Annotated in this window: 18 protein-coding genes and 1 other annotated feature; of the genes, 12 read left to right on the top strand and 6 right to left on the bottom strand. The window is 34.9% G+C overall.

Annotation, left to right across the window (positions count from 1 at the left end):
* Window positions 1-189: 189 nt before the first annotated feature.
* Window positions 190-1737, top strand: a complete 1548-nt coding sequence (pruA, locus tag V1503_RS08095) for an L-glutamate gamma-semialdehyde dehydrogenase (protein ID WP_214484574.1) — start codon at window positions 190-192, stop codon at window positions 1735-1737.
* Between the two features lie 197 nt (window positions 1738-1934).
* Window positions 1935-2197: a binding site (T-box leader), on the top strand.
* A gap of 692 nt (window positions 2198-2889) precedes the next feature.
* A complete protein-coding gene (trpS, locus tag V1503_RS08090) occupies window positions 2890-3879 on the top strand; it encodes a tryptophan--tRNA ligase (RefSeq protein ID WP_410626176.1) in 990 nt (329 codons plus the stop codon).
* Window positions 3880-4265: 386 nt separating this feature from the next.
* On the opposite strand, the gene V1503_RS08085 is transcribed toward trpS, so the two are convergent.
* On the bottom strand, window positions 4266-5456 hold the full coding sequence (locus V1503_RS08085) for a helix-turn-helix domain-containing protein (protein ID WP_410629411.1): 1191 nt from the start codon (window positions 5454-5456) through the stop codon (window positions 4266-4268).
* Between the two features lie 597 nt (window positions 5457-6053).
* On the opposite strand from V1503_RS08085, the gene V1503_RS08080 reads away from it, so the two are divergent.
* The gene (locus tag V1503_RS08080; protein ID WP_410626174.1) at window positions 6054-6254 is read left to right on the top strand and encodes a GNAT family N-acetyltransferase; all 201 of its coding nucleotides are present in this window, start codon (window positions 6054-6056) and stop codon (window positions 6252-6254) included.
* A gap of 227 nt (window positions 6255-6481) precedes the next feature.
* Here the strand turns inward: V1503_RS08080 and V1503_RS08075 are convergent, their stop codons facing one another.
* Both V1503_RS08075 and V1503_RS08070 read right to left on the bottom strand, forming a co-directional pair.
* Window positions 6482-6619, bottom strand: a complete 138-nt coding sequence (locus tag V1503_RS08075) for a hypothetical protein (RefSeq protein WP_214484006.1) — start codon at window positions 6617-6619, stop codon at window positions 6482-6484.
* A gap of 366 nt (window positions 6620-6985) precedes the next feature.
* Window positions 6986-7441 carry a metal-dependent hydrolase gene (locus tag V1503_RS08070; RefSeq protein WP_410626171.1) on the bottom strand — a complete coding sequence of 152 codons (456 nt, stop codon included), beginning with the start codon at window positions 7439-7441 and terminating at the stop codon, window positions 6986-6988.
* A gap of 241 nt (window positions 7442-7682) precedes the next feature.
* Between V1503_RS08070 and V1503_RS08065 the strand changes: the two genes are divergently transcribed.
* The 8 genes from V1503_RS08065 to V1503_RS08030 all read left to right on the top strand — a co-directional run bounded on the left by V1503_RS08065 (window position 7683) and on the right by V1503_RS08030 (window position 16291).
* Complete coding sequence (locus V1503_RS08065; protein ID WP_410626169.1) at window positions 7683-8603, top strand: phosphotransferase; 921 nt, start codon at window positions 7683-7685, stop codon at window positions 8601-8603.
* Window positions 8604-8639: 36 nt separating this feature from the next.
* A complete protein-coding gene (locus tag V1503_RS08060) occupies window positions 8640-9164 on the top strand; it encodes a cysteine hydrolase family protein (RefSeq protein ID WP_410626167.1) in 525 nt (174 codons plus the stop codon).
* 101 nt (window positions 9165-9265) lie between these two features.
* Window positions 9266-10798, top strand: a complete 1533-nt coding sequence (locus tag V1503_RS08055) for a M1 family metallopeptidase (RefSeq protein WP_410626165.1) — start codon at window positions 9266-9268, stop codon at window positions 10796-10798.
* A gap of 316 nt (window positions 10799-11114) precedes the next feature.
* Window positions 11115-11405, top strand: coding sequence for an Asp-tRNA(Asn)/Glu-tRNA(Gln) amidotransferase subunit GatC (gene gatC / locus V1503_RS08050; protein ID WP_410626163.1), 291 nt, complete (start codon window positions 11115-11117; stop codon window positions 11403-11405).
* 13 nt (window positions 11406-11418) lie between these two features.
* Window positions 11419-12876, top strand: a complete 1458-nt coding sequence (gene gatA / locus V1503_RS08045) for an Asp-tRNA(Asn)/Glu-tRNA(Gln) amidotransferase subunit GatA (RefSeq protein ID WP_410626161.1) — start codon at window positions 11419-11421, stop codon at window positions 12874-12876.
* Between the two features lie 14 nt (window positions 12877-12890).
* Window positions 12891-14321 (top strand): Asp-tRNA(Asn)/Glu-tRNA(Gln) amidotransferase subunit GatB, encoded by a 1431-nt coding sequence (gatB, locus tag V1503_RS08040; protein WP_410626159.1) that lies wholly within the window; start codon window positions 12891-12893, stop codon window positions 14319-14321.
* A 117-nt stretch (window positions 14322-14438) separates the two neighbouring features.
* Window positions 14439-15326 carry an aminoglycoside phosphotransferase family protein gene (locus V1503_RS08035; RefSeq protein WP_410626157.1) on the top strand — a complete coding sequence of 296 codons (888 nt, stop codon included), beginning with the start codon at window positions 14439-14441 and terminating at the stop codon, window positions 15324-15326.
* 467 nt (window positions 15327-15793) lie between these two features.
* Entirely contained in the window at window positions 15794-16291 is a 498-nt protein-coding gene (locus tag V1503_RS08030; RefSeq protein WP_410626155.1) for a DinB family protein, read from the top strand.
* A 261-nt stretch (window positions 16292-16552) separates the two neighbouring features.
* Here V1503_RS08030 and cyoE read toward each other — a convergent pair whose 3' ends face one another.
* A complete protein-coding gene (gene cyoE, locus V1503_RS08025; RefSeq protein WP_410626153.1) occupies window positions 16553-17470 on the bottom strand; it encodes a heme o synthase in 918 nt (305 codons plus the stop codon).
* Between the two features lie 198 nt (window positions 17471-17668).
* Complete coding sequence (locus V1503_RS08020) at window positions 17669-18001, bottom strand: cupin domain-containing protein (RefSeq protein WP_214483959.1); 333 nt, start codon at window positions 17999-18001, stop codon at window positions 17669-17671.
* A gap of 486 nt (window positions 18002-18487) precedes the next feature.
* Here V1503_RS08020 and V1503_RS08015 point away from each other — a divergent pair, with 486 nt between their 5' ends.
* Complete coding sequence (locus tag V1503_RS08015) at window positions 18488-18826, top strand: zinc ribbon domain-containing protein YjdM (RefSeq protein ID WP_214483960.1); 339 nt, start codon at window positions 18488-18490, stop codon at window positions 18824-18826.
* Window positions 18827-18944: 118 nt separating this feature from the next.
* On the opposite strand, the gene V1503_RS08010 is transcribed toward V1503_RS08015, so the two are convergent.
* The gene (locus tag V1503_RS08010) at window positions 18945-19730 is read right to left on the bottom strand and encodes a DUF817 domain-containing protein (RefSeq protein ID WP_410626150.1); all 786 of its coding nucleotides are present in this window, start codon (window positions 19728-19730) and stop codon (window positions 18945-18947) included.
* Window positions 19731-19948: the final 218 nt, after the last annotated feature.

The following is a 19948-nucleotide window of genomic DNA, read 5'->3' as shown; positions in this document are numbered from 1 at the left end:
GATGATGTTACAAGCTCTCTTATTTTACGTGTAATTTGATTATAACCTTATTAAAAAGAGCATAGTCAAAGTGTACTATTCTTTTTAAAATTCCGACTATTTTCACGATGTTTGATGTAACTGATTTTATCAGTTAGAATGGTAAATGTAATGTGTGTAAACGCTTAAAACAGTGGGGAGGAACGAAAAATGGTATTACCATACAAGCATGAACCATTTGTTGACTTTACTGTAGAGGAAAACAAACAAGCATTTGAAGCAGGGCTTGCAACTGTTGAATCTTATTTAGGTAAAGATTATCCATTAATCATTGGTGGGGAACGAATTACAACTGAGGATAAAATCACTTCAGTAAATCCTGCACAAAAAGATGTACTAATTGGTACTGTATCAAAAGCTAATCAAGAACTTGCTGAAAAAGCAATGCAAGTTGCTGACGAAACATTTAAAACATGGCGTAAATCAAAGCCAGAAATGCGAGCGGACATTTTATTCCGTGCTGCGGCAATCATTCGTCGTCGTAAGCATGAGTTTTCAGCATTACTTGTTAAAGAAGCAGGTAAACCTTGGAGAGAGGCAGATGCTGACACTGCTGAGGCTATTGATTTCTTGGAATATTATGGACGTCAAATGCTATCGTTAAAAGACGGCGTTCCAATTGAAAGTCGCAAAATTGAATATAATCGATACAACTACATACCTCTTGGAGTAGGTGTCATCATATCACCGTGGAATTTCCCGTTTGCAATTATGGCTGGTATGACAACAGCTGCACTTGTATCTGGGAATACCGTTTTATTAAAACCAGCTAGCACAACACCAGTTGTTGCAGCGAAGTTCATGGAAGTACTAGAAGAAGCAGGGCTTCCAGCAGGCGTTGTAAACTACATTCCAGGTAGTGGTGCAGAAGTTGGTGACTATTTGGTGGATCACCCTCGTACACGTTTCATTAGTTTCACGGGTTCTCGTGATGTAGGTGTACGTATTAATGAGCGCGCAGCAAAAGTTCACGATGGACAACTTTGGTTAAAGCGTGTTATTGCTGAAATGGGTGGAAAAGATACGATAGTAGTAGATAAAGAAGCTGACCTAGAATTAGCAGCACAATCAATTGTTGCTTCAGCATTTGGCTTCTCAGGTCAAAAATGTTCAGCTTGCTCTCGTGCTGTTATTCTTGAAGAAGCATATGACCAAGTATTAGATAGAGTTGTAGAGCTTACGAAAGAATTATCAGTTGGGAATCCGGCTGAATATGGTATGTTTATGGGTCCTGTAAATGACCAAGCTGCTTTTGACAAAGTGATGAGCTATGTTGAAATTGCTAAATCAGAAGGTAAGATCGTTGCTGGTGGTGAAGGTGATGACTCAACTGGCTGGTTTATTAAACCTACTGTAGTAGCAGATGTTGCAGAAGATGCTCGTCTTATGAAGGAAGAAATCTTTGGACCAGTCGTTGCATTCTGTAAGGCAAAAGATTTCGATCATGCGATGGATATTGCTAATAATACAGATTATGGTTTAACTGGTGCAGTTATTTCTAATAACCGAGACCATATTGAGCAAGCACGTGAAGATTTCCATGTAGGTAACCTATATTTTAATCGTGGTTGCACAGGTGCAATCGTTGGTTATCAGCCATTTGGTGGATTTAATATGTCAGGTACAGACTCAAAAGCAGGCGGACCTGATTACTTACTACTTCACATGCAAGCAAAAACAACGTCAGAAACGCTATAATTTTTTCTGATAAACATTTTATATGATCGTATACGAAGGTGACTCAAAATCTGAATCTGGGGTTCTAACTGTGGGGTTTTAAAATCAAACTGTAGAGCTGCGATCAGCATTTTTTGAGCCACCTTCTGTTGTTTTTTTCCGTGGCATATGGTAATATTTTTTAACAACAAAAGAAGAATTCAGAATTATGAATTCTCGAAGAAGCAATGAAGAAGAAGAGTAAGTATGACGGAAGTTTTAGAGAGCTGACGGCAGGTGCAAGTCAGTAACGGAAGTTGTACTGAATGGGCTCCTGAGCTCCAAACCGAAAGATTTGCTCAAGTAGGCTTTGGCGACCATGCCTCTGCGTTAAAGAGGCGCATATTCGTACAATACGTTGTACCGATATGTTTGTGAAGTGGGCTTTTTCGTATGTATGAAAAGCTAATGAAGGTGGTACCGCGGGTTTCTCGTCCTTTTATAAGGACAGAGGCCCGCGGTTTTTTAGTTTACAAGAGGGGAGTATCTTCTCGAACCAATTGAGAATAAGGTGTTTGGACAGAAGGCGCCCGCTTTTGGATAGTAAAGTGTCCAAGTTGGACAGAAAGCGCTCGTGTTTGGACAGTAATGTGCCCAAGTTGGGCGGAGAGCGGCTGCGTTAGGACAGAAAGCGCCCGTATTTGGATAGTAAGGGGCGGTATTTGGATAGTAAACGCCCGTGTTTGGATAGTAAAAGTCCAAGTTTGGATAGTAAGTAGCGGTATTTGGATAGAAAGCGGTGGTATTTGGATAGAAAGCGGTGGTATTGGATAGTAAATGCCTGTGTTTGGATAGTAAACGCCCGTGTTTGGATAGTAAAAGTCCAAGTTTGGATAGTAAACGCCCGTATTTGGATAGTAAGTAGCGGTATTTGGATAGTAAATGCCCGTATTTGGACAGTAAACGCTCGTGTTTGGACAGAAAGCGCCCGTATTAGGATAGTAAACCACCCAAATTGGACAGTAAACGCCCACTTTTGGACAGAAAGCGTCCAAAGGACAGTAAACTAAAGCAATTAGCTTGATTAAATTCATCAACACTGAAAGGAGTGATTTTTTATGGAAGATGGTTGGTGGTGTAGGTTAAATGTAATGGCATATAACAACATTCATATTTATCAATGGAGGGATTTTGATGACTAAATTAGTGTCGGGTATACGACCAACGGGAAATATACATGTAGGGAATTATTATGGTGCAATGAAAGGGTTAATCGAACTGCAAAATAAGTATGATGCCCATTATTTTATAGCTGATCTTCACTCATTAACAACTCATCGTCAAGGTGAAAGATTAAGAGAGAATGTCATAAATGCTGCTCGCGATTACTTATCGGCTGGACTTGATCCAACAAAGTGTACGTTGTATGCACAGTCTTCAATTGCTAAACATATATGTGAATTGCACACATACTTTAGCATGGTTATGCCAATGGGAGAATTAATGCGTTGCCCCACATTTAAAGAAAAAGCAAAACGGCATCCAAGTAATGTTAATTATGGTTTAGTTGGTTATCCAGTGCTCATGACAGCAGATATAATGATTCATAAAGGTGAGGTAGTGCCAGTTGGAGAAGATCAGCTTGTCCATTTAGAAATTGCTAGAACGATCGTCCGCAAGTTCAATCATTTATATGGTGAGGTTTTTGTTGAGCCACAGTCTATTATTGACAATGCTGTAAGAATTCCATCCTTATCTGGAAAAGGAAAGATGAGTAAATCTGATTCAGATGATTCATATATTAGTATGACAGATCATCCACAAATCATTCAAAGCAAGGTCAAGAAAGCATACACAGATCCTAATAGAATATACCGTTCAGATCCGGGTAATCCAACTAAGGATGGGTGTAATGTATTTCATTTACATTCATATTTTACAGAAAAACAAATTGTAGAGGACATTCAACAACAGTGTAAAAATGCTGAAATCGGTTGTCTGGAGTGTAAGAACATGCTCTCTCAATCTATTATTAATATTTTAGCTCCCTTTCAAGAACAAAAAGTACAATACTCAGATGTTGATGTAATTGATATTTTAAAAATGGGGCAAAAGAAGGCAGAAAAATCGGCTGAATTGGTTATTGCTGAAGTTCGTAAAGCAATGGGATTTATCATGTATTAGTATAAGGGGCTTTTCGAAATGCTTTTTTCGTAAACTTTGTAGCCATTGAAACTAAATTAGGACAGGAACAAATAAATTTAAGCAATTGACTTTTTTATAGTTTATAAGCATTTATTTTTTAATACGAAAAGTAACAATTATTATGCAAACAGTTTTTCGTAAACTTATATTTAATTAAAACAGTTTAATGAGATTATATGCGCTCTTTCATTTTAAAAGATACTACACACGTTAGTGGGTGTGCATGTTCATTTCTTAATACAGAAAACAACAATCAATTCGAAAACGATCTATTATAAAGAGAGGGAGGTCAACGTTGATCCTCCCTTTTTTTATATAGGTTATAGTAATTAAACGATCTTCTTACATCGAACAGTTTTTCTAACTCATAGCTCCATGCCTTTTTTAACATAATCATTAATCAGATCTTGATCTACAAAAGCAATAATCGGTAATATCTCTGAAATTCCTTTCGTTGAAACAGCATCTAAAGCGAGTTCGTTGATCAACTCCTTGTCAATAAAAGGGCATATAGAGGTTAATGAGCTTATACCATTTTCATTATAGCTGTATTTTGCGATGTCACTTAACGTATCACTACTTAAAAAAGGTGCGATTGATGTTAGAGCTTTAATTCCATTACTACGAAACTCTTTTTTTGCACAATCATTAATAACGTCTTGAGTAATAAAAGGAGCAATAGCTGTAAGACCTTTAATGCCATTGACCTCAAACTCTTTTTTTGCATAATCAACAATTACATCTTGAGTAATAAAAGGAGCAATAGCTGTAAGACCTTTGATACCATTGACCTCAAACTCTTTTTTTGCATAATCAACAATAATATCTTGATTAATAAAAGGTGCAATAGCTGCAAGGCCTTTAATACCATTGACCTCAAATTCTTTTTTAGCACAATCATCAATAACGTCTTGATTAATAAAAGGCGCAATAGCTGTAAGGCCGTTAATACCATTGACCTCAAACTCTTTTTTAGCACAATCATCAATAACGTCTTGATTAATAAAAGGCGCAATAGCTGTAAGACCGTTAATACCATTGACCTCAAATTCTTTTTTAGCACAATCATCAATAACGTCTTGACTAACAAAAGGGGCAATAGCTGTAAGACTGTTAATACCATTGATTTCAAACTCTTTTTTAGCACAATCATCAATAACCTCTTGACTAACAAAAGGCGCAATAGAAGATAACTCTTTATTTGAAAGCTTACCTTTAATGGTATGAAAAACCTCATCAGCCCTATCTGTTTGAATTAAGGGTGCGACATTTGAAAATTCTTCTACAGAAACATCATTTTGTTCTAAATATTCAGCTGTATTATCCTCTATTATATTTTTTATTAATTGTGTTCCGTCTCCGTTGTTAAGAATCTCATCAATTGTCACATCAAAAATTTGAGCAAGTTCAGGGAGTTTAGAAATATCAGGCATCGTTTTACCGCATTCCCAATTACTAATTGCTTGAAAGCTAACTCCCAGTTTATCTGCTAACTCCATCTGTGTAATTCTTTTTGACTTTCTAAATTGTGCAATTTTTCTACCAACCTTATTCATGTCAAACAAAACTATCACCTCTTTGATTTTTGATGCTTTAATTGTATCCGTTTAATTATTTAGTGTACATCAACTGATAGTTGAATAACGTCATTCTATATTTCAAGTAGTAGTTGAAGGATGTTTTTCGTATTAATGTTTAAACACATGGTTACAATAAGAGATTAAATCATTTTAAGTATTGTACAACAATGACAAATAAAACGATTGCTGCCGTATTTATGTAAAATAAAAACAAAGTATATGAATAGCGTTTAATTAAAGGGAATGAAATGAACTATAGATGTTTAATAGAATTACTATCATTTTATTATCAATAAATGGTAAAGTAAAACCATTGAAGGAAAATGGAGGATTATGGTTTAGGAAGATTCTTAAGGCAACAGTAAGTGAGCTTTAAGTGTTAATGGAATTATTTGATTTGTATCGGGTATTCGGTAAGCAAAAGTCTGATGTTGGTGGTGCAAGAAAGTTTTTACAAGAAAGGTTGATTAATTAAGAATCAGTCATATTTATTACTTTTAATGGAGAAGATCCTCTTGGTTTTGTTCAGTATATCCATCATTTCCCTCTATAAATATGAGGAAGACATGGGTGTTGAATGATTTGTATGTGAAAGAAGCTGCGAGAGGTAAAGGGATTGGCGAAAAATTACTAAAGAGAGCGATAACCTTTGCTGAAGATATTGGAGCAAAGGGAGTACTTGAAACAGCAGAAGATAACATAACAGCTCAGAGACTGTATGAGAAAAACAATTTCAAAAGAGAAAGAAATCGTTATTATTTTTATACGATTTGAAGATTAGTATGGTAAATTTAATGAAAGTAGGTAACTAGCTCTTTTCTTTTACTTTGGTTGATTTCGAATTAATTGTTGCTTTTCGTAATAAAGGTAAACAAGATTACATTTTAGGGGGATCTTTTCACATTTAAAGTCTCTAATACACATTAGTGCTAACTTTCAAGTGAAAATTATGAAAATATCCTTTACTTGTTATTACTAAGCTCAAATCGTTAAAGGTATATTTAGATACCACCTCCACCACCATCATAATCACTAGGAAAACGGTGAGGTTTATCATCTTTATTATTGTCTCTTAAGGACAAGTTGACAATAACTAGTAATACTAAAATGATAAAAATAATTAATAAAATCCACCACATATTACTTACCCCCCTATACAATTTACATAATAAAATGTAAAGCTATAAGAATGGATTCTTTGTAGAATATTATATTCATAGTTCAAAAACATAAGACTGTTTTAGCAAAAGTTTGTATCCTTCTTAGGTGAAAGCAGATGAGTGAAGTGAATATAGATGGTGGGCAAATGGTATATGTTGTTATTAAGTGATCATTAATTTGGTTTTTCCTGTTTATTTTAATTAAGTTTATTACTTCAAGAGGTGAGATCTTTCAATGAGGTGGAGTAGAGTTTCCACCTCATTCACCGATGTTCAAGCTATGCTATAATCTAATGTTCAAAAACCACATATAGATGAGATTCCTGTAGTGGGAAAAAGTATAATTTAGGATATAAGCTTGTACGAGATAAAAATAAACGTAAAGAAACAAATTTGTTCGATGCTGCCTCCTGTTTTAAAAGTTAATGGTAAACGAATATAAAGTCCAAATGGATAGAAAAGCTTTACCCCAGCTGGTGTAAGCATATCGCCTAAGATATGTGAAGCTGTTCCAAATATGATTCCTGTCACGAGTGAAGCAGGTAATAAGCCATATAAAAAAGTTAATATTCCTACAAAGAGTAGACTATGAAAAAATGTTCTATGAGTAAAGAACCTTGAAATAATTGATGGTAGGATCGGAACTTTGTTACTTATTTTGCTTTTTGGATGGTCGATGTCTGGTAGGAGAGCGCCAATGGCTAGCCCAAAAAAATATGATGTTGGGTCAGGAACTTGAGCCCAATCCATCATTGATAACCCTACCATTCCTGAAAATGCTAGATGAGTATGATATTGCATTCGATTCCTCCATGTTGATTTATCTATGATGTTTAATGCCTGTGTATTGTTTATACACGAAATAATGTGATATTTCAATGATTCTTTCATAGCATGTCGTTTGTCACGGTAGGAACTGAAGTACTTGTACTTGAGAATTTGAAAAGTTAACAAATATTTAAACAAACGTTTGTTTAAAACTGTTTTATATAGAAATTACCAATCTTGTGTAAAATATTGATATTACTTGGAGGTGTAACGTATGACCAATCCGTGGGATGCTGAACAAGTAGTGTCACCTAAGCTTGCAAAGGATTTAATTGAAACACAATTTCCGGATCTATATCCTGTTACGGTTTCATTAATGGGTAAAGGTTTTGATAATACTGTTTATCTTGTTAATGAAAAGTATGTCTTTCGATTTCCACGAAGAACGATCGCAGTAGATTTATTAAATACAGAAAATAGCTTACTTCCTATTTTATCGTCAGTTCTTCCACAAGCGATATCACATCCTATTTTCTTTGGAAAAAGTGTTACTGGAAAGTATCCGTGGCCTTTTACTGGGTATTATCGTGTTGAAGGTACACCGCCAAATACTTTGTCAAAGCTTGAAAGAATGAACTCTGCAAAAATACTAGCAACTTTTCTCCGCTCTCTCCATGACTTTCCTGAAGAAAAAGCTAGATTGTTAGGTGTACCGTTTGATGAACTAAAACGATTAGATATTAGGAAAAGAAAGCCGGTTGCAGAAAAATATATAGATCAAATAAAAACGCTAAAATTATATGATCAAGTCTCATCATTAATGTTATACATAGAGCAAGTTGATCATATTGATGTTGAGCCAAAAAGCACACTTGTACATGGTGATATTCATATTCGTAATATACTAGTAAATGAGAATAACACAGTTTCAGGGTTCATTGATTGGGGTGACGTTCATATCGGGCACCCTGCTGTTGATTTAAGTATTGTATATAGCTTTTTACCTCCTGAAGGCAGGAGCGTATTTTTTAGCCATTATGGAAAAGTTGATGAAGAAACTTTATTGTTAGCAAAATTTAAAGCTGTATTTACGACAATCATACTTCTTATGTACGGTTATGATCACAATGATAGGAAGTTAATTGAGGCAAGTAAACAAAGTCTTGATCTAATTTTTTGTGAAGAAAATACTTGAACGTTGTCTAGATCTTAAAAAAATGGAGGTTAAAAAATGAACAACTCAGCCTTACTTATTATTGATGTACAAAATGGTATGTTTTCTGAAAAAGACCCAGTTTACAAAGCCTCATGTCTATTAAAAACATTGAAACAACTAATTTTACGAGCTAGATCGATATCTGTACCAATCATTTACATTCAACATAATGGACGTGAAGGACATCCGTTGGAATTAGGAACACAAGGTTGGGAAATCCATTCAGCAATAGAGCCGACGGCTACTGATGAAATCATTCAAAAAACTACACCAGATTCATTCTTTCATACAAGCTTAGCTGAAAAACTAGCGGAAAATAAAATAAATCATCTTGTTATTGCAGGAATCCAATCCGATATTTGTGTAGACACAACTTGTCGACGAGCTTTTAGTAGGGGGTTTGATATTACGTTAGTTTCTGATGGGCATAGTACTTGGGGATCGAATGAGTTAACAGCTCAACAAATTATTGATCATCATAATGGTGTATTACAATGGTTTGCAAAAATAGCAAGTGTAAAAGAGATTCATTTTTCTTAGAACTTAGAAATCATCTAAGTTCTTTTTTCATGCACGTTATAGAATTTGAAGGATTTTACAATTATGTGTCGAATTGTATATAAATTAGGAAGGGGATAAACATGACAAAAAGAAAATTAACCATTTTAGTACCTATTTTTATAGTTATTATTATAGTTATAGCAATAGGAGCATTTTTATATGTTCGAGAAACAACAGAGACAACAATGAATAACGACGAACCTATGAATGAAAATAACATAGAAAGCGAGATAGTAGAAGAAGCTGACACCCAAGATGAGCAAGTAGAAGAAGCTGACAATCAAAATGAGCAGGTTGAAGAAATTGAGGAGCCAACATATAATGTTCTTGCACCTTTGCCGGGTGCTTCAGCTGATTACGACATTTCGTTAACTTTAGATGATCAAGGCGTTTTTCATATATCATCAACAATTGATGTGGAAAATCTTTCAGATGATGTTTGGCACGATGTAGCCTTTTATTTAGTTCCTAATGCCTTTATCGAAGAAAATAAACCAGAATTCATAGAGGGCAAAGCGGAAGTGTCAATCTTGTCAGTGGATCAAAATGGACAAGAGGCTACGTATGACTTACATAATAATAATTTGTTTATTCAACTAAATGAAGAAATAAACTCGGGACTAACTTCAACGATTTCTATAGACTACACACTAGAAATACCTGAAAAGGGCCTTCGCCTCTCTCAAAAAAACGGCAATTATTATTTAGCACATTGGTATCCAATGATAGCTCACTATCAAGAAGGCTGGAATATTGAGAATTATATGGCGAGAGGAGAATCTTATCATACCCCATACGGGAATTACACGATTTCTTATAAGTTACCAAAGGAATACTTCGTTGTAAGCTCTGCACCAGATGGTGAAGCAAAACCTTCTACCTCTGGAACGCTTCATGGAGAAAAAATAAAAGATTTCTATATAGGCATATTAGAGCCTAATGAATGGCTAACAACTTCCATTAAGGTAAATGATACAAATTTACGTTTATTTGTACCTGTTGATGCTGATGACCTCTTACAAGAAGGTATGAAAGAAGCTGAAAAAGGCTTTAATTATTTTGAAAAGAACATTGGTGATTATCCATTTGAAGAATTAGATTTGATTGGTAACGATGGTGGGATGGAATATCCAAATGTAGTGGAAGTGTCTGATGCTCTACGTGAACAATCATTGCATACAATTATTCACGAAATTGCACATCAATGGTTTTATTATCTCGTTTCAAATGATCCATATCATGATGCATGGTTAGATGAAGGAATGACGGAATTTGCAACGACTGTATATTTTTATGAGCAAACAAAAGATGAAGACTTTAGTTTTGAATTTGCAAAACGCGTATCAACTTTAAATGAAACCGAAGAAAAAGTTAATTTAAGTTTAGATGAATTTACTAATAGTTATACGGGAACACTATACGGGAAAGTGCCCCTTGAGTTATGGGCGTTCTTCCAAACAAACGGAGGGCATGAAGAAGCTGTTAAGTTTTTATCAGCATATTATTCGGAGTTCCAATACGAATATGTTACGACTACAAAATTTGTTTCATTTTTTAATGCTTATTTTCAGAAGGATTATAGTGATTTTTTAGCTAACTGGCTAGAATTTTAAGCGGAGCACGGAATCTATATGATGAGATTCCGTGTTTTTTACGGTTGCTTTGGCATTGATTTGTTGCTTTTACTACTAAAATAAACAAATAAACGAAGCATTCGTGGCTTCTTTGCTCATTTAAATGGAGATCAATTGCATAAATTTAGTTGCTGCTGTCCTAAATTAGTCTCAATAGCACAATTTTCTTATTAATTAAGGTAGAGTGAAGTGATTATTTTGACTGGAATTGTATACTTCTATTGCTTTAATGGGCTAAAATTTGATATTATCAGTATATTGTGAACGGTCGAACAACCAATGGAGGTGACTTTATATGTCAAGGATTTCAGTCGATCAAGTGAAGCACGTAGCAAACTTAGCACGATTAGCGATTACAGAAGAGGAAGCAGCGAGGTTTACGAATCAGCTTGATGCAATTATCTCTTTTGCTGAAGAGTTAAATGAACTTGATACAACAAATATTGAACCAACTTCTCACGTGTTAAGCATGACGAATGTTTTACGAGAAGATGTTGCAAAAGAAGGTTTACCTATCGATGAGGTGTTAAAAAATGCGCCTGATCACAAAGGTGGACAAGTACGTGTGCCATCAATTATAGAATAAGGAGGGGCGAGGCATGTCATTATTTGATCATAAAGTATCAGAATTACATAAACTTTTACACAAAAAAGATATTACAGTTACAGATCTTGTTGATGAGTCGTATAAACGAATTAACGAGGTTGAAGATAAAGTCAATTCCTTTTTAACATTAAATGAAGAAAATGCACGTGCATATGCGAAACAATTAGATGAAGCGATTGGGAATAAGGATGAATATGGCCTTTTATTCGGACTTCCAATAGGACTTAAGGATAACATCGTCACAAAAAATCTTCGTACAACATGCGCGAGTAAAATCCTAGAAAACTTTGATCCGATTTATGATGCTACTGTTGTTAAAAAGTTATATGATGCTGAAACAGTTACAATTGGTAAGTTAAATATGGATGAATTTGCGATGGGATCTTCGAATGAGAATTCTGGTTTTCATGTAACAAGAAACCCGTGGAATACTGACCATGTACCTGGAGGTTCAAGTGGTGGCTCAGCAACTGCAGTTGCAGCAGGTGAAGTACTATTTTCACTTGGTTCTGATACGGGAGGATCAATACGTCAGCCAGCAGCATTTTGTGGAGTTGTTGGATTTAAACCGACATATGGTAGGGTGTCTCGCTTTGGCTTAGTAGCTTTCGCATCATCATTGGATCAGATCGGACCAATTACACGTACTGTAGAGGATAACGCTTATTTATTACAAGCAATTGCAGGGCATGATCAAATGGATACTACTTCCGCTAACGTTGAAGTGCCAGATTTTATATCTTCCTTAACTGGAGATGTAAAAGGGTTGAAAATTGCTGTTCCAACTGAATATATTGGTGAAGGTGTATCTGAAGATGTTCGTAAGTCAGTTCTCGAAGCGCTAAAAGTTCTTGAAGGCTTAGGTGCTACATGGGAAGAAGTCTCACTTCCACATTCAAAATACGCATTAGCTACGTATTACTTACTTTCGTCTTCTGAGGCTTCGGCTAATCTTGCACGCTTTGATGGGGTGCGTTATGGTTACAGAACGGATAATGCTGAAAGCTTAATCGACATGTACAAGCAAACTCGTAGCGAAGGCTTTGGCGAAGAAGTAAAGCGACGTATCATGCTTGGTACGTTTGCACTAAGCTCAGGATATTATGACGCATATTATAAAAAAGCGCAGCAAGTTCGGACATTAATTAAAAAAGATTTTGAAGATGTGTTTGAAAAATTTGATGTGATTATAGGCCCTACAACGCCAACACCAGCATTTAAAATAGGCGAAAATATTGAGGATCCATTAACGATGTATGCCAATGATATTCTCACAATTCCAGTGAACCTTGCAGGAGTACCAGGTATTTCAATTCCATGTGGACTCTCAAACGGGCTTCCGCTAGGCTTACAAATAATCGGTAAACACTTTGATGAAGCAACGGTTTATCGTGTTGCACATGCATTTGAACAAGCAACTGACCATCATAAAGCAAAACCAGTATTGTAAGGGGTGAGAAGAAGATGAACTTTGAAACAGTAATAGGGCTTGAAGTCCACGTAGAACTAAAGACAAAATCAAAAATCTTTTCAAGTAGTCCGACTGATTTTGGTGCCCCCCCAAATACGCAAACGAGTGTAATTGACCTTGGTTACCCGGGTGTGCTACCTGTGTTGAATAAGCAGGCAGTCGAATTTGGAATGAAGGCAGCCATGGCACTAAATTGTGAAGTAGCAACACATACTAAATTTGACCGTAAAAATTATTTTTATCCGGATAATCCAAAGGCTTACCAAATCTCTCAATTTGACAAACCAATAGGAGAAAACGGTTGGATTGAAATAGAAGTAAACGGTCAAAAGAAAAAAATTGGCATTACCCGCTTGCATTTAGAAGAAGATGCAGGAAAATTAACACACTCTGGGGGCGGCTATTCATTAGTTGATTTCAACCGTCAAGGAACGCCACTTGTAGAGATTGTTTCAGAACCAGATATTCGTACACCTGAGGAAGCATATGCATATTTAGAAAAACTAAAATCCATTATTCAATTTACTGGAGTGTCAGATTGTAAAATGGAAGAAGGCTCACTGCGCTGTGATGCTAATATTTCATTGAGACCTATTGGGCAGAAAGAATTTGGTACGAAGACAGAACTGAAAAACTTAAACTCATTTGCTTTTGTTCAAAAGGGTCTTGAATTTGAAGAAAGACGCCAAGAAGCAGTGTTACGTTCTGGTGGAATTATTGAGCAAGAAACACGTAGATATGATGAAGCAAGTAAAAAGACGTTGCTCATGCGCGTCAAAGAAGGTTCTGATGACTATCGTTATTTTCCTGAACCAGATTTAGTTGCTTTACATATTGATGACGAATGGAAGGAACGCGTACGTTCTGAAATTCCAGAGCTCCCAGACCAAAGGCAAAAAAGATATGTAGAAGAACTTGGGTTACCTGCCTATGATGCACAAGTACTTACACTAACTAAGGAAATGTCTGACTTTTTCGAAGCTACCGTTAACCACGGCTCGGACGCTAAGCTTGCTTCAAACTGGATGATGGGTGAAATATCCGCTTATTTAAATGCTAATCAGCAAGAAATCACTGATATAGCTATTTCCCCTGAAGGGTTAGCAAGCATGATCAAACTAATAGAAAACGGTACAATTTCATCAAAAATTGCTAAAAAAGTCGTTAAAGAGCTTATCGAAAAGGGTGGAGACGCCGAGAAAATCGTTAAAGAAAAGGGCCTCGTTCAAATCTCTGATCCAGCCCAGCTTACTCCTATTGTTGTTGAAGTGCTTGATGCAAATCCACAATCAGTTGAGGACTTCAAAAGCGGGAAAGAAAAAGCCATTGGCTTCTTAGTTGGACAAATTATGAAAAAAACAAAAGGTCAAGCGAATCCACCAATGGTCAACAAACTGTTGATGGAAGAAATAAAAAAGAAATAAGATATTACAAACACTCTTCAACTAATGCTTGAAGAGTGTTGTTTTGTTATAATAGAATTTATATGGAAAAATATGTATGCAGGATGAGGAGTTTACATTAGTAAGGGGGAGAATCAGTTGAAGTTTAATACGATTCCATTTCTAAAGGATGCTAAAAATGCAAAATTAATTCATGAAGGCTTTTCTGAAGATGAAAAATGGAAAATTGATGAATGTTATTTATTGAGATTCTATCCTAAGAGCAATATAGAAACTTTGACTTGGCAAGCTAATTTAATCGAGCAAGCATATGAGTCTGGTTGTCAGGTTCCAAATGTATATGATTTAGGTGTATGGGAAGAAATACCTTATATGATTGTTGATTATGTAAAAGGTAAAAATGCAGAATTGATGATGGATAAGTTAACAGAAGATGAGCAGTATGAACTTGGTAAGGAAGTGGGGGAGCTGCTTACTAAATTACATGCTGTACCTATTGCTGAGTCTTCAGTATGTTGGGAAGAGCTTTGGACAAAACGTGTTGAACGACTTTCACCACAATATAAAGAGATTTTTCAAAGTTCGTCAAGACACCTTTCAGTTCTGGACTTTATTAAGGACAATCTAGTATTAATGGCTAATCGCCCTGTTGCTATTCAACATTACGATTTACATCCTGCAAATATAATCGTTAAGCACAAAAAGCTTGTTGGTATGATTGATTGGCAGAAAATCACTATTGCTGACCCTTATCATGAATTTTATAAAATGGAGTATTTCACAACACCTATTAGTCAAGCATACGCTCGTGGTATCATCGATGGCTATCATCAGGATGGTGTGCCAACATTATTTTGGCAACTTCATCGTTTATATGCAGCGATACATATTATTTCTGCTGAAGTATGGGGACATCAAGTTGCTTTAGATCAAAAGGATAAACTTATGCGCCATACACTTAGAACGCTAGATGAATGGGACGATTTCAAAAGAGAGATTCCTAGTTGGTATAATAGCAATCATTAAAGAGATTAATAATGATATATTAGGTAGTTTAGTTATATTTTTTTGCATGTTTAATTAACATGAACATCAAAACTAACTTGTTTAATACATTCTCTTCGTAATTACACATATACAAATATCCGTAACTTCTAATTTACGTGTTTAGTACTTTTAAGGAGCGCTGTTTTACATACAGTTGTTTCTTTCCATACTTATAAACTATCTTTCGAGATACCTTGTTAACTTTCTGAATTTAAGAGTCCGGTTACAAAGGCTGTTTTCGCTTGTTTATTGCTTTTCGTTCTTAGATATATGAACGTACATCTAGCGTTTCTTTACTATTTTTACAATTGTTGAAGTTTCATAAAACTCAAACAATAAATTTTACGAAACGACCCTTAATAAAAGTGTCTATGATAAACATGAAATCTGCTTGGAGATAATAAAATGTATTATCAAATAGTCCTTTAAAGGAGGCTACGATTAAATTGGATCAAAAAGAAGTTTTATTAGAACAAATGATAACTTGTCATGAGCAAAAGAATTGGTTTGTACCACTTACTGTTGCCCTTGAAGGGGTTTCAGCGGATCAGGCTATGTGGAAAGAAGGGGACAGCAACTCCATATGGGAAATAGTTAACCATTTAACTTTTTGGAATGAGCGATATTTGAAGTTTTTTAAGGGAGGTCCACTACCTCAAGGTAAAGTCGTTAATGATGATACGTTTGATTTGTCTAAGGTGAATGATTCTAACAAAGAATGGGTAGCTGCCGTATCTCATCTTTGTAACATCATGTCTGAATGGATAGCTGTCGTGAAAGAAAGTGATCAAGATAAACTTTATAGCATAGCGCATATTGAGTCTGGTACATCATGGTCTTCAATGATAGCTAACTTCAATACTCATAATGCATATCATATTGGCCAAATTGTTCAAATACGAAAGATACAAGGGATATGGGATTCATCAGCTGGAGTCAACTAAATTTCTAAAATTAAGCTGTTCTCATTTACACCTTTTGTTAAGGTAGTTGTGTGTTGATGGGGAATATTGTTATTTTTAAGGATGAAAAACAGCTAAACTTTGTGACAGTAGGTCTAAAATCAGTATCTCCATAAAATGGTAAGAGTGCCAAAATGCCGACGCTGATACATAACCACTATCTGCATAAAGAATAGCTGTTTTTATATTGGAACTGGGAATGTAAATTTCTTTGAAAGTTACTAATGCCATCTTCAATATGTTTTACAAGTCAAATAAAATTCCCATGAGAGAATAGATGATTACAGTTGAAAATAAGATAGTCATATGGAAAAGAGAAAATATAAACATTGACTTTGCCCATTTTTCCGAATCCATTCTTTTATAACCATAAATACTTAAAACAAGCCATGAAATACTTAACAGAAGTGCCACGAGCATTAACCCGGTGCTTAAAGATACGAAAAGAAAACTAATTAAAATTAATACAACTAAGTAGACATTTGTTTGTATATATGTTCTTTTAACTCCTTTGATTACTGGAAGCATTGGAACATTTGCAGCTTGATATTCACTGTGTTTCCGAATAGCAATAGCATAGAAGTGAGGCATTTGCCAAATAACTGTAATGACAAAAAGACCGAGAATAGCAGGGTGTGTAACATCTGGATAAATAGCAGCCCAACCTATAAGTGGAGGCATTGCTCCAGAAATACTTCCAATTTCTGTATTGTAAATTGTTCTTCTTTTGCTCCACATCGTATAGGGGACAACATAAAAAAACAAGCCCAAAAACCCGAGAAGTGCTGCTAATGGAGTCGCTAATGATAATATTATTATTCCAATGATGGACATGAAGCTACCTAACCATAGAACGGTCTTAGGCTGTATTTCTCCTGTCACAGTAGGTCTGTTTTTTGTTCTTTCCATTATTGAATCAATATCTCTGTCATACAAGTTATTAAAAGCTCCAGCCGCACCCATTACTAAAATAGAACCGATGGTAGCATAAATTATTTCTGGTACTTTCTCAATGAGACTCAATTGATACGTATATAAAGCCAATGTCAACCCAGCAAACATAGGAAACAGATTGGATTTTATAATCCCAGTCTTAACAGTTTGCGCTAAAATTTCCGATAATGTACGCTTTGACATTGTTAAGTTTTCTTCCTTATTCATGATGACCCTCTTCTCTTTGAACTAGATGATCTGAATGTTTATTACTATACTCGAGAATAACATGATTGATGTTGATCTACAAAATTAAAAGCTTACATTTTACATTTCATATTGAATTTACAAACTAATTGGTATGTTTGTCAAGAGAAGGGAGTTATAACTTATCTATTTGAAAAATGGTTATGTTATGCAATGTTATCATTTTGCAAGAGTGTACTCTGCTGGTGAAAAAATTACGATGACGGTAAGGTCTTTTTTTATGTCATAAAATTGATGTTTCACATTTTTCTCTACAAATACAAAAGATCCGTCCTTAACTGTAAAGTGATTCTCACCGACGAACATTTGTGATTCACCACTTATGATAAAATAAAGCTCATCCTCTGTATGTGGTTGTTGAGTATCAATCTCACCAGCTTTTAGCTCATATATACCTACACTCATTGAAGAGGTATTAAAAAACTCATTATATGAGTGTTCTGAGCCTTTGAATTTATTCATCAGCTCCTGTAGGTTAAATATATTCTCCATTTCGAATCAGCTCCTTATTAATAACTTATTATTCTGAATATTCTATAATATATTAATGAATTTTACAATTACATCTATATTTAAAATGAAAAACGAATATTAGAAGTTAGTTTGTTTTTCGTAATTGTTATTATTTGGGTTGTGAAAGGGGAGAATTCTACGTTTTTGTAAAGGCTGTTTTCTAAATGGTATTAATTTAATAACAACAGCAACAAAGTTAAAAAAGCCTTAGCAATCGATGTTTTCGCATTAATTGTTGTTTGTCGTAAATTGAGCTAAATACGATTTTGATTAACGTTCGTGGCATTTTTTCTATTTTTAAAATCTATGTGCACTCATAAAACTCATCATACTGCCTATTTTAAATTACAATATCAACAAAGTTAAAAAAGCCTTAGTAAATGTAATACAATGTTAACGCGATCGATAAGAAATGATAATATGGTTTCTATCGTTCAACTTATAGGAATGGATGGAGGAAAATAAATGAGCTTGCCAAATTGTCCGAAATGTAATTCACCATATACGTACGAAGATGGGATTCTACTAGTGTGCCCAGAATGTGCTCATGAGTGGAGTTCTGAGGGAGACGTCGAAAATAATGAAGATCAGAAGGTGATTAAAGATTCGAATGGGAATGTCTTGAAAAACGGTGATTCTATAACAGTCATTAAAGACCTTAAAGTTAAAGGTAGCTCATTAGTCGTAAAGATGGGGACCAAAGTAAAGAACATTCGTCTAGTTGAAGGAGATCATGATATTGATTGTAAAATTGATGGCCTTGGGGCTATGAAGTTAAAATCAGAATTTGTTAAAAAGGTATAGTGACACACAGCAGCAATATTGAACATTACATAAACATTCAGGTATATGATGTGGCTGTTAAAATGGAGACAAGTTATTAAAAAAAGAGAAGGAAACTCCAAGTGGAGTTTTCTTCTCTTTAAATGGATATTTCACTTGACGGTTTCCTGTTGTTTTTTACATGTTTAAGCTCAGCAACGATCATGAAGCTGACAATAACAAGTAGGAGCCAAGAGCTGATTTTTCCAATATGCACAATCTCCCATGTCTGTTCTTGATTCGGATACGCCCATGCACCAAAAAAGGTAGCGATATTCTCTGCAATCCAAATAAAAAATCCTATTAGGATAAAAGAAAGTGCTAGAGGCATTTGATAAATTGTTTTGTTAACCGTAAAGGATACGAATGTTTTAAGGAAAACAAAGAGAATTGTAAGCTTTAATACCCAGCGAACATCAAAGATGAAGTGATGTGTGTAAAAATTAAAATAGATTGCAGCTCCTAAAATGATTACAATCCATGAAGGAGGCCAACTGTTCAATTTTAAATCAAATCTCCTCCATGCCTGACACATATAACTAGCTACACTTGCATACATAAACCCGCTATACAGAGGAACACCGTATATTTTTGTAACTGCGTTCTCAGGGTAAGACCATGATCCCATATGAACCTTATATAACTCAAGAGCAAGTCCAATTAAATGGAAAACAAAAATAACTTTAACTTCATCTGCAGTTTCATACTTAAATATTACTAATAAAATTTGAGTTATTACGCAAATGAGCAGTATAAGGTCATATCGAGCAATAAAGGGAATTTCAATAAATTTTGTAAGTGCAAGGGAAAGAAAAATAATAACGGGAAAGACGCAGGACCGTGCCTGTTCAAAACCAAAATAGAAAAAGTTACGTAAATGTTTCATATATAAAGCACCTCATAAAACCCCAGTAATATAGTTGTAAGTATGGGTGGAAATGAAAAAAAAATCTATAGTAATAATTGGTTATATATACTAATACTGGTTATTAATCGTAATAGTATCATAGATGACTGCAAAGTACGATACACTTAGTAACAAGTTAGTGAAGTTAAGTTAATTTCTAGTTAACTATCTATGCAAAAACGACAAGAAACAGCCCC

Source organism: Nanhaiella sioensis (assembly GCF_046557775.1).
Lineage (GTDB): Bacteria > Bacillota > Bacilli > Bacillales > SM2101 > Nanhaiella > Nanhaiella sioensis.
This window is presented reverse-complemented; position numbering and strand designations above follow the sequence as displayed.

Bases quoted from the DNA above. Each gene is read 5' to 3' on its own strand.
- pruA (WP_214484574.1), top strand. From the start codon at position 190: ATGGTATTACCATACAAGCATGAACCATTTGTTGACTTTACTGTAGAG.
- trpS (WP_410626176.1), top strand. From the start codon at position 2,890: ATGACTAAATTAGTGTCGGGTATACGACCAACGGGAAATATACATGTA.
- V1503_RS08085 (WP_410629411.1), bottom strand. From the start codon at position 5,456: ATGAATAAGGTTGGTAGAAAAATTGCACAATTTAGAAAGTCAAAAAGA.
- V1503_RS08075 (WP_214484006.1), bottom strand. From the start codon at position 6,619: ATGTGGTGGATTTTATTAATTATTTTTATCATTTTAGTATTACTAGTT.
- V1503_RS08070 (WP_410626171.1), bottom strand. From the start codon at position 7,441: ATGCAATATCATACTCATCTAGCATTTTCAGGAATGGTAGGGTTATCA.
- V1503_RS08065 (WP_410626169.1), top strand. From the start codon at position 7,683: ATGACCAATCCGTGGGATGCTGAACAAGTAGTGTCACCTAAGCTTGCA.
- V1503_RS08060 (WP_410626167.1), top strand. From the start codon at position 8,640: ATGAACAACTCAGCCTTACTTATTATTGATGTACAAAATGGTATGTTT.
- V1503_RS08055 (WP_410626165.1), top strand. From the start codon at position 9,266: ATGACAAAAAGAAAATTAACCATTTTAGTACCTATTTTTATAGTTATT.
- gatC (WP_410626163.1), top strand. From the start codon at position 11,115: ATGTCAAGGATTTCAGTCGATCAAGTGAAGCACGTAGCAAACTTAGCA.
- gatA (WP_410626161.1), top strand. From the start codon at position 11,419: ATGTCATTATTTGATCATAAAGTATCAGAATTACATAAACTTTTACAC.
- gatB (WP_410626159.1), top strand. From the start codon at position 12,891: ATGAACTTTGAAACAGTAATAGGGCTTGAAGTCCACGTAGAACTAAAG.
- cyoE (WP_410626153.1), bottom strand. From the start codon at position 17,470: ATGAATAAGGAAGAAAACTTAACAATGTCAAAGCGTACATTATCGGAA.
- V1503_RS08020 (WP_214483959.1), bottom strand. From the start codon at position 18,001: ATGGAGAATATATTTAACCTACAGGAGCTGATGAATAAATTCAAAGGC.
- V1503_RS08015 (WP_214483960.1), top strand. From the start codon at position 18,488: ATGAGCTTGCCAAATTGTCCGAAATGTAATTCACCATATACGTACGAA.
- V1503_RS08010 (WP_410626150.1), bottom strand. From the start codon at position 19,730: ATGAAACATTTACGTAACTTTTTCTATTTTGGTTTTGAACAGGCACGG.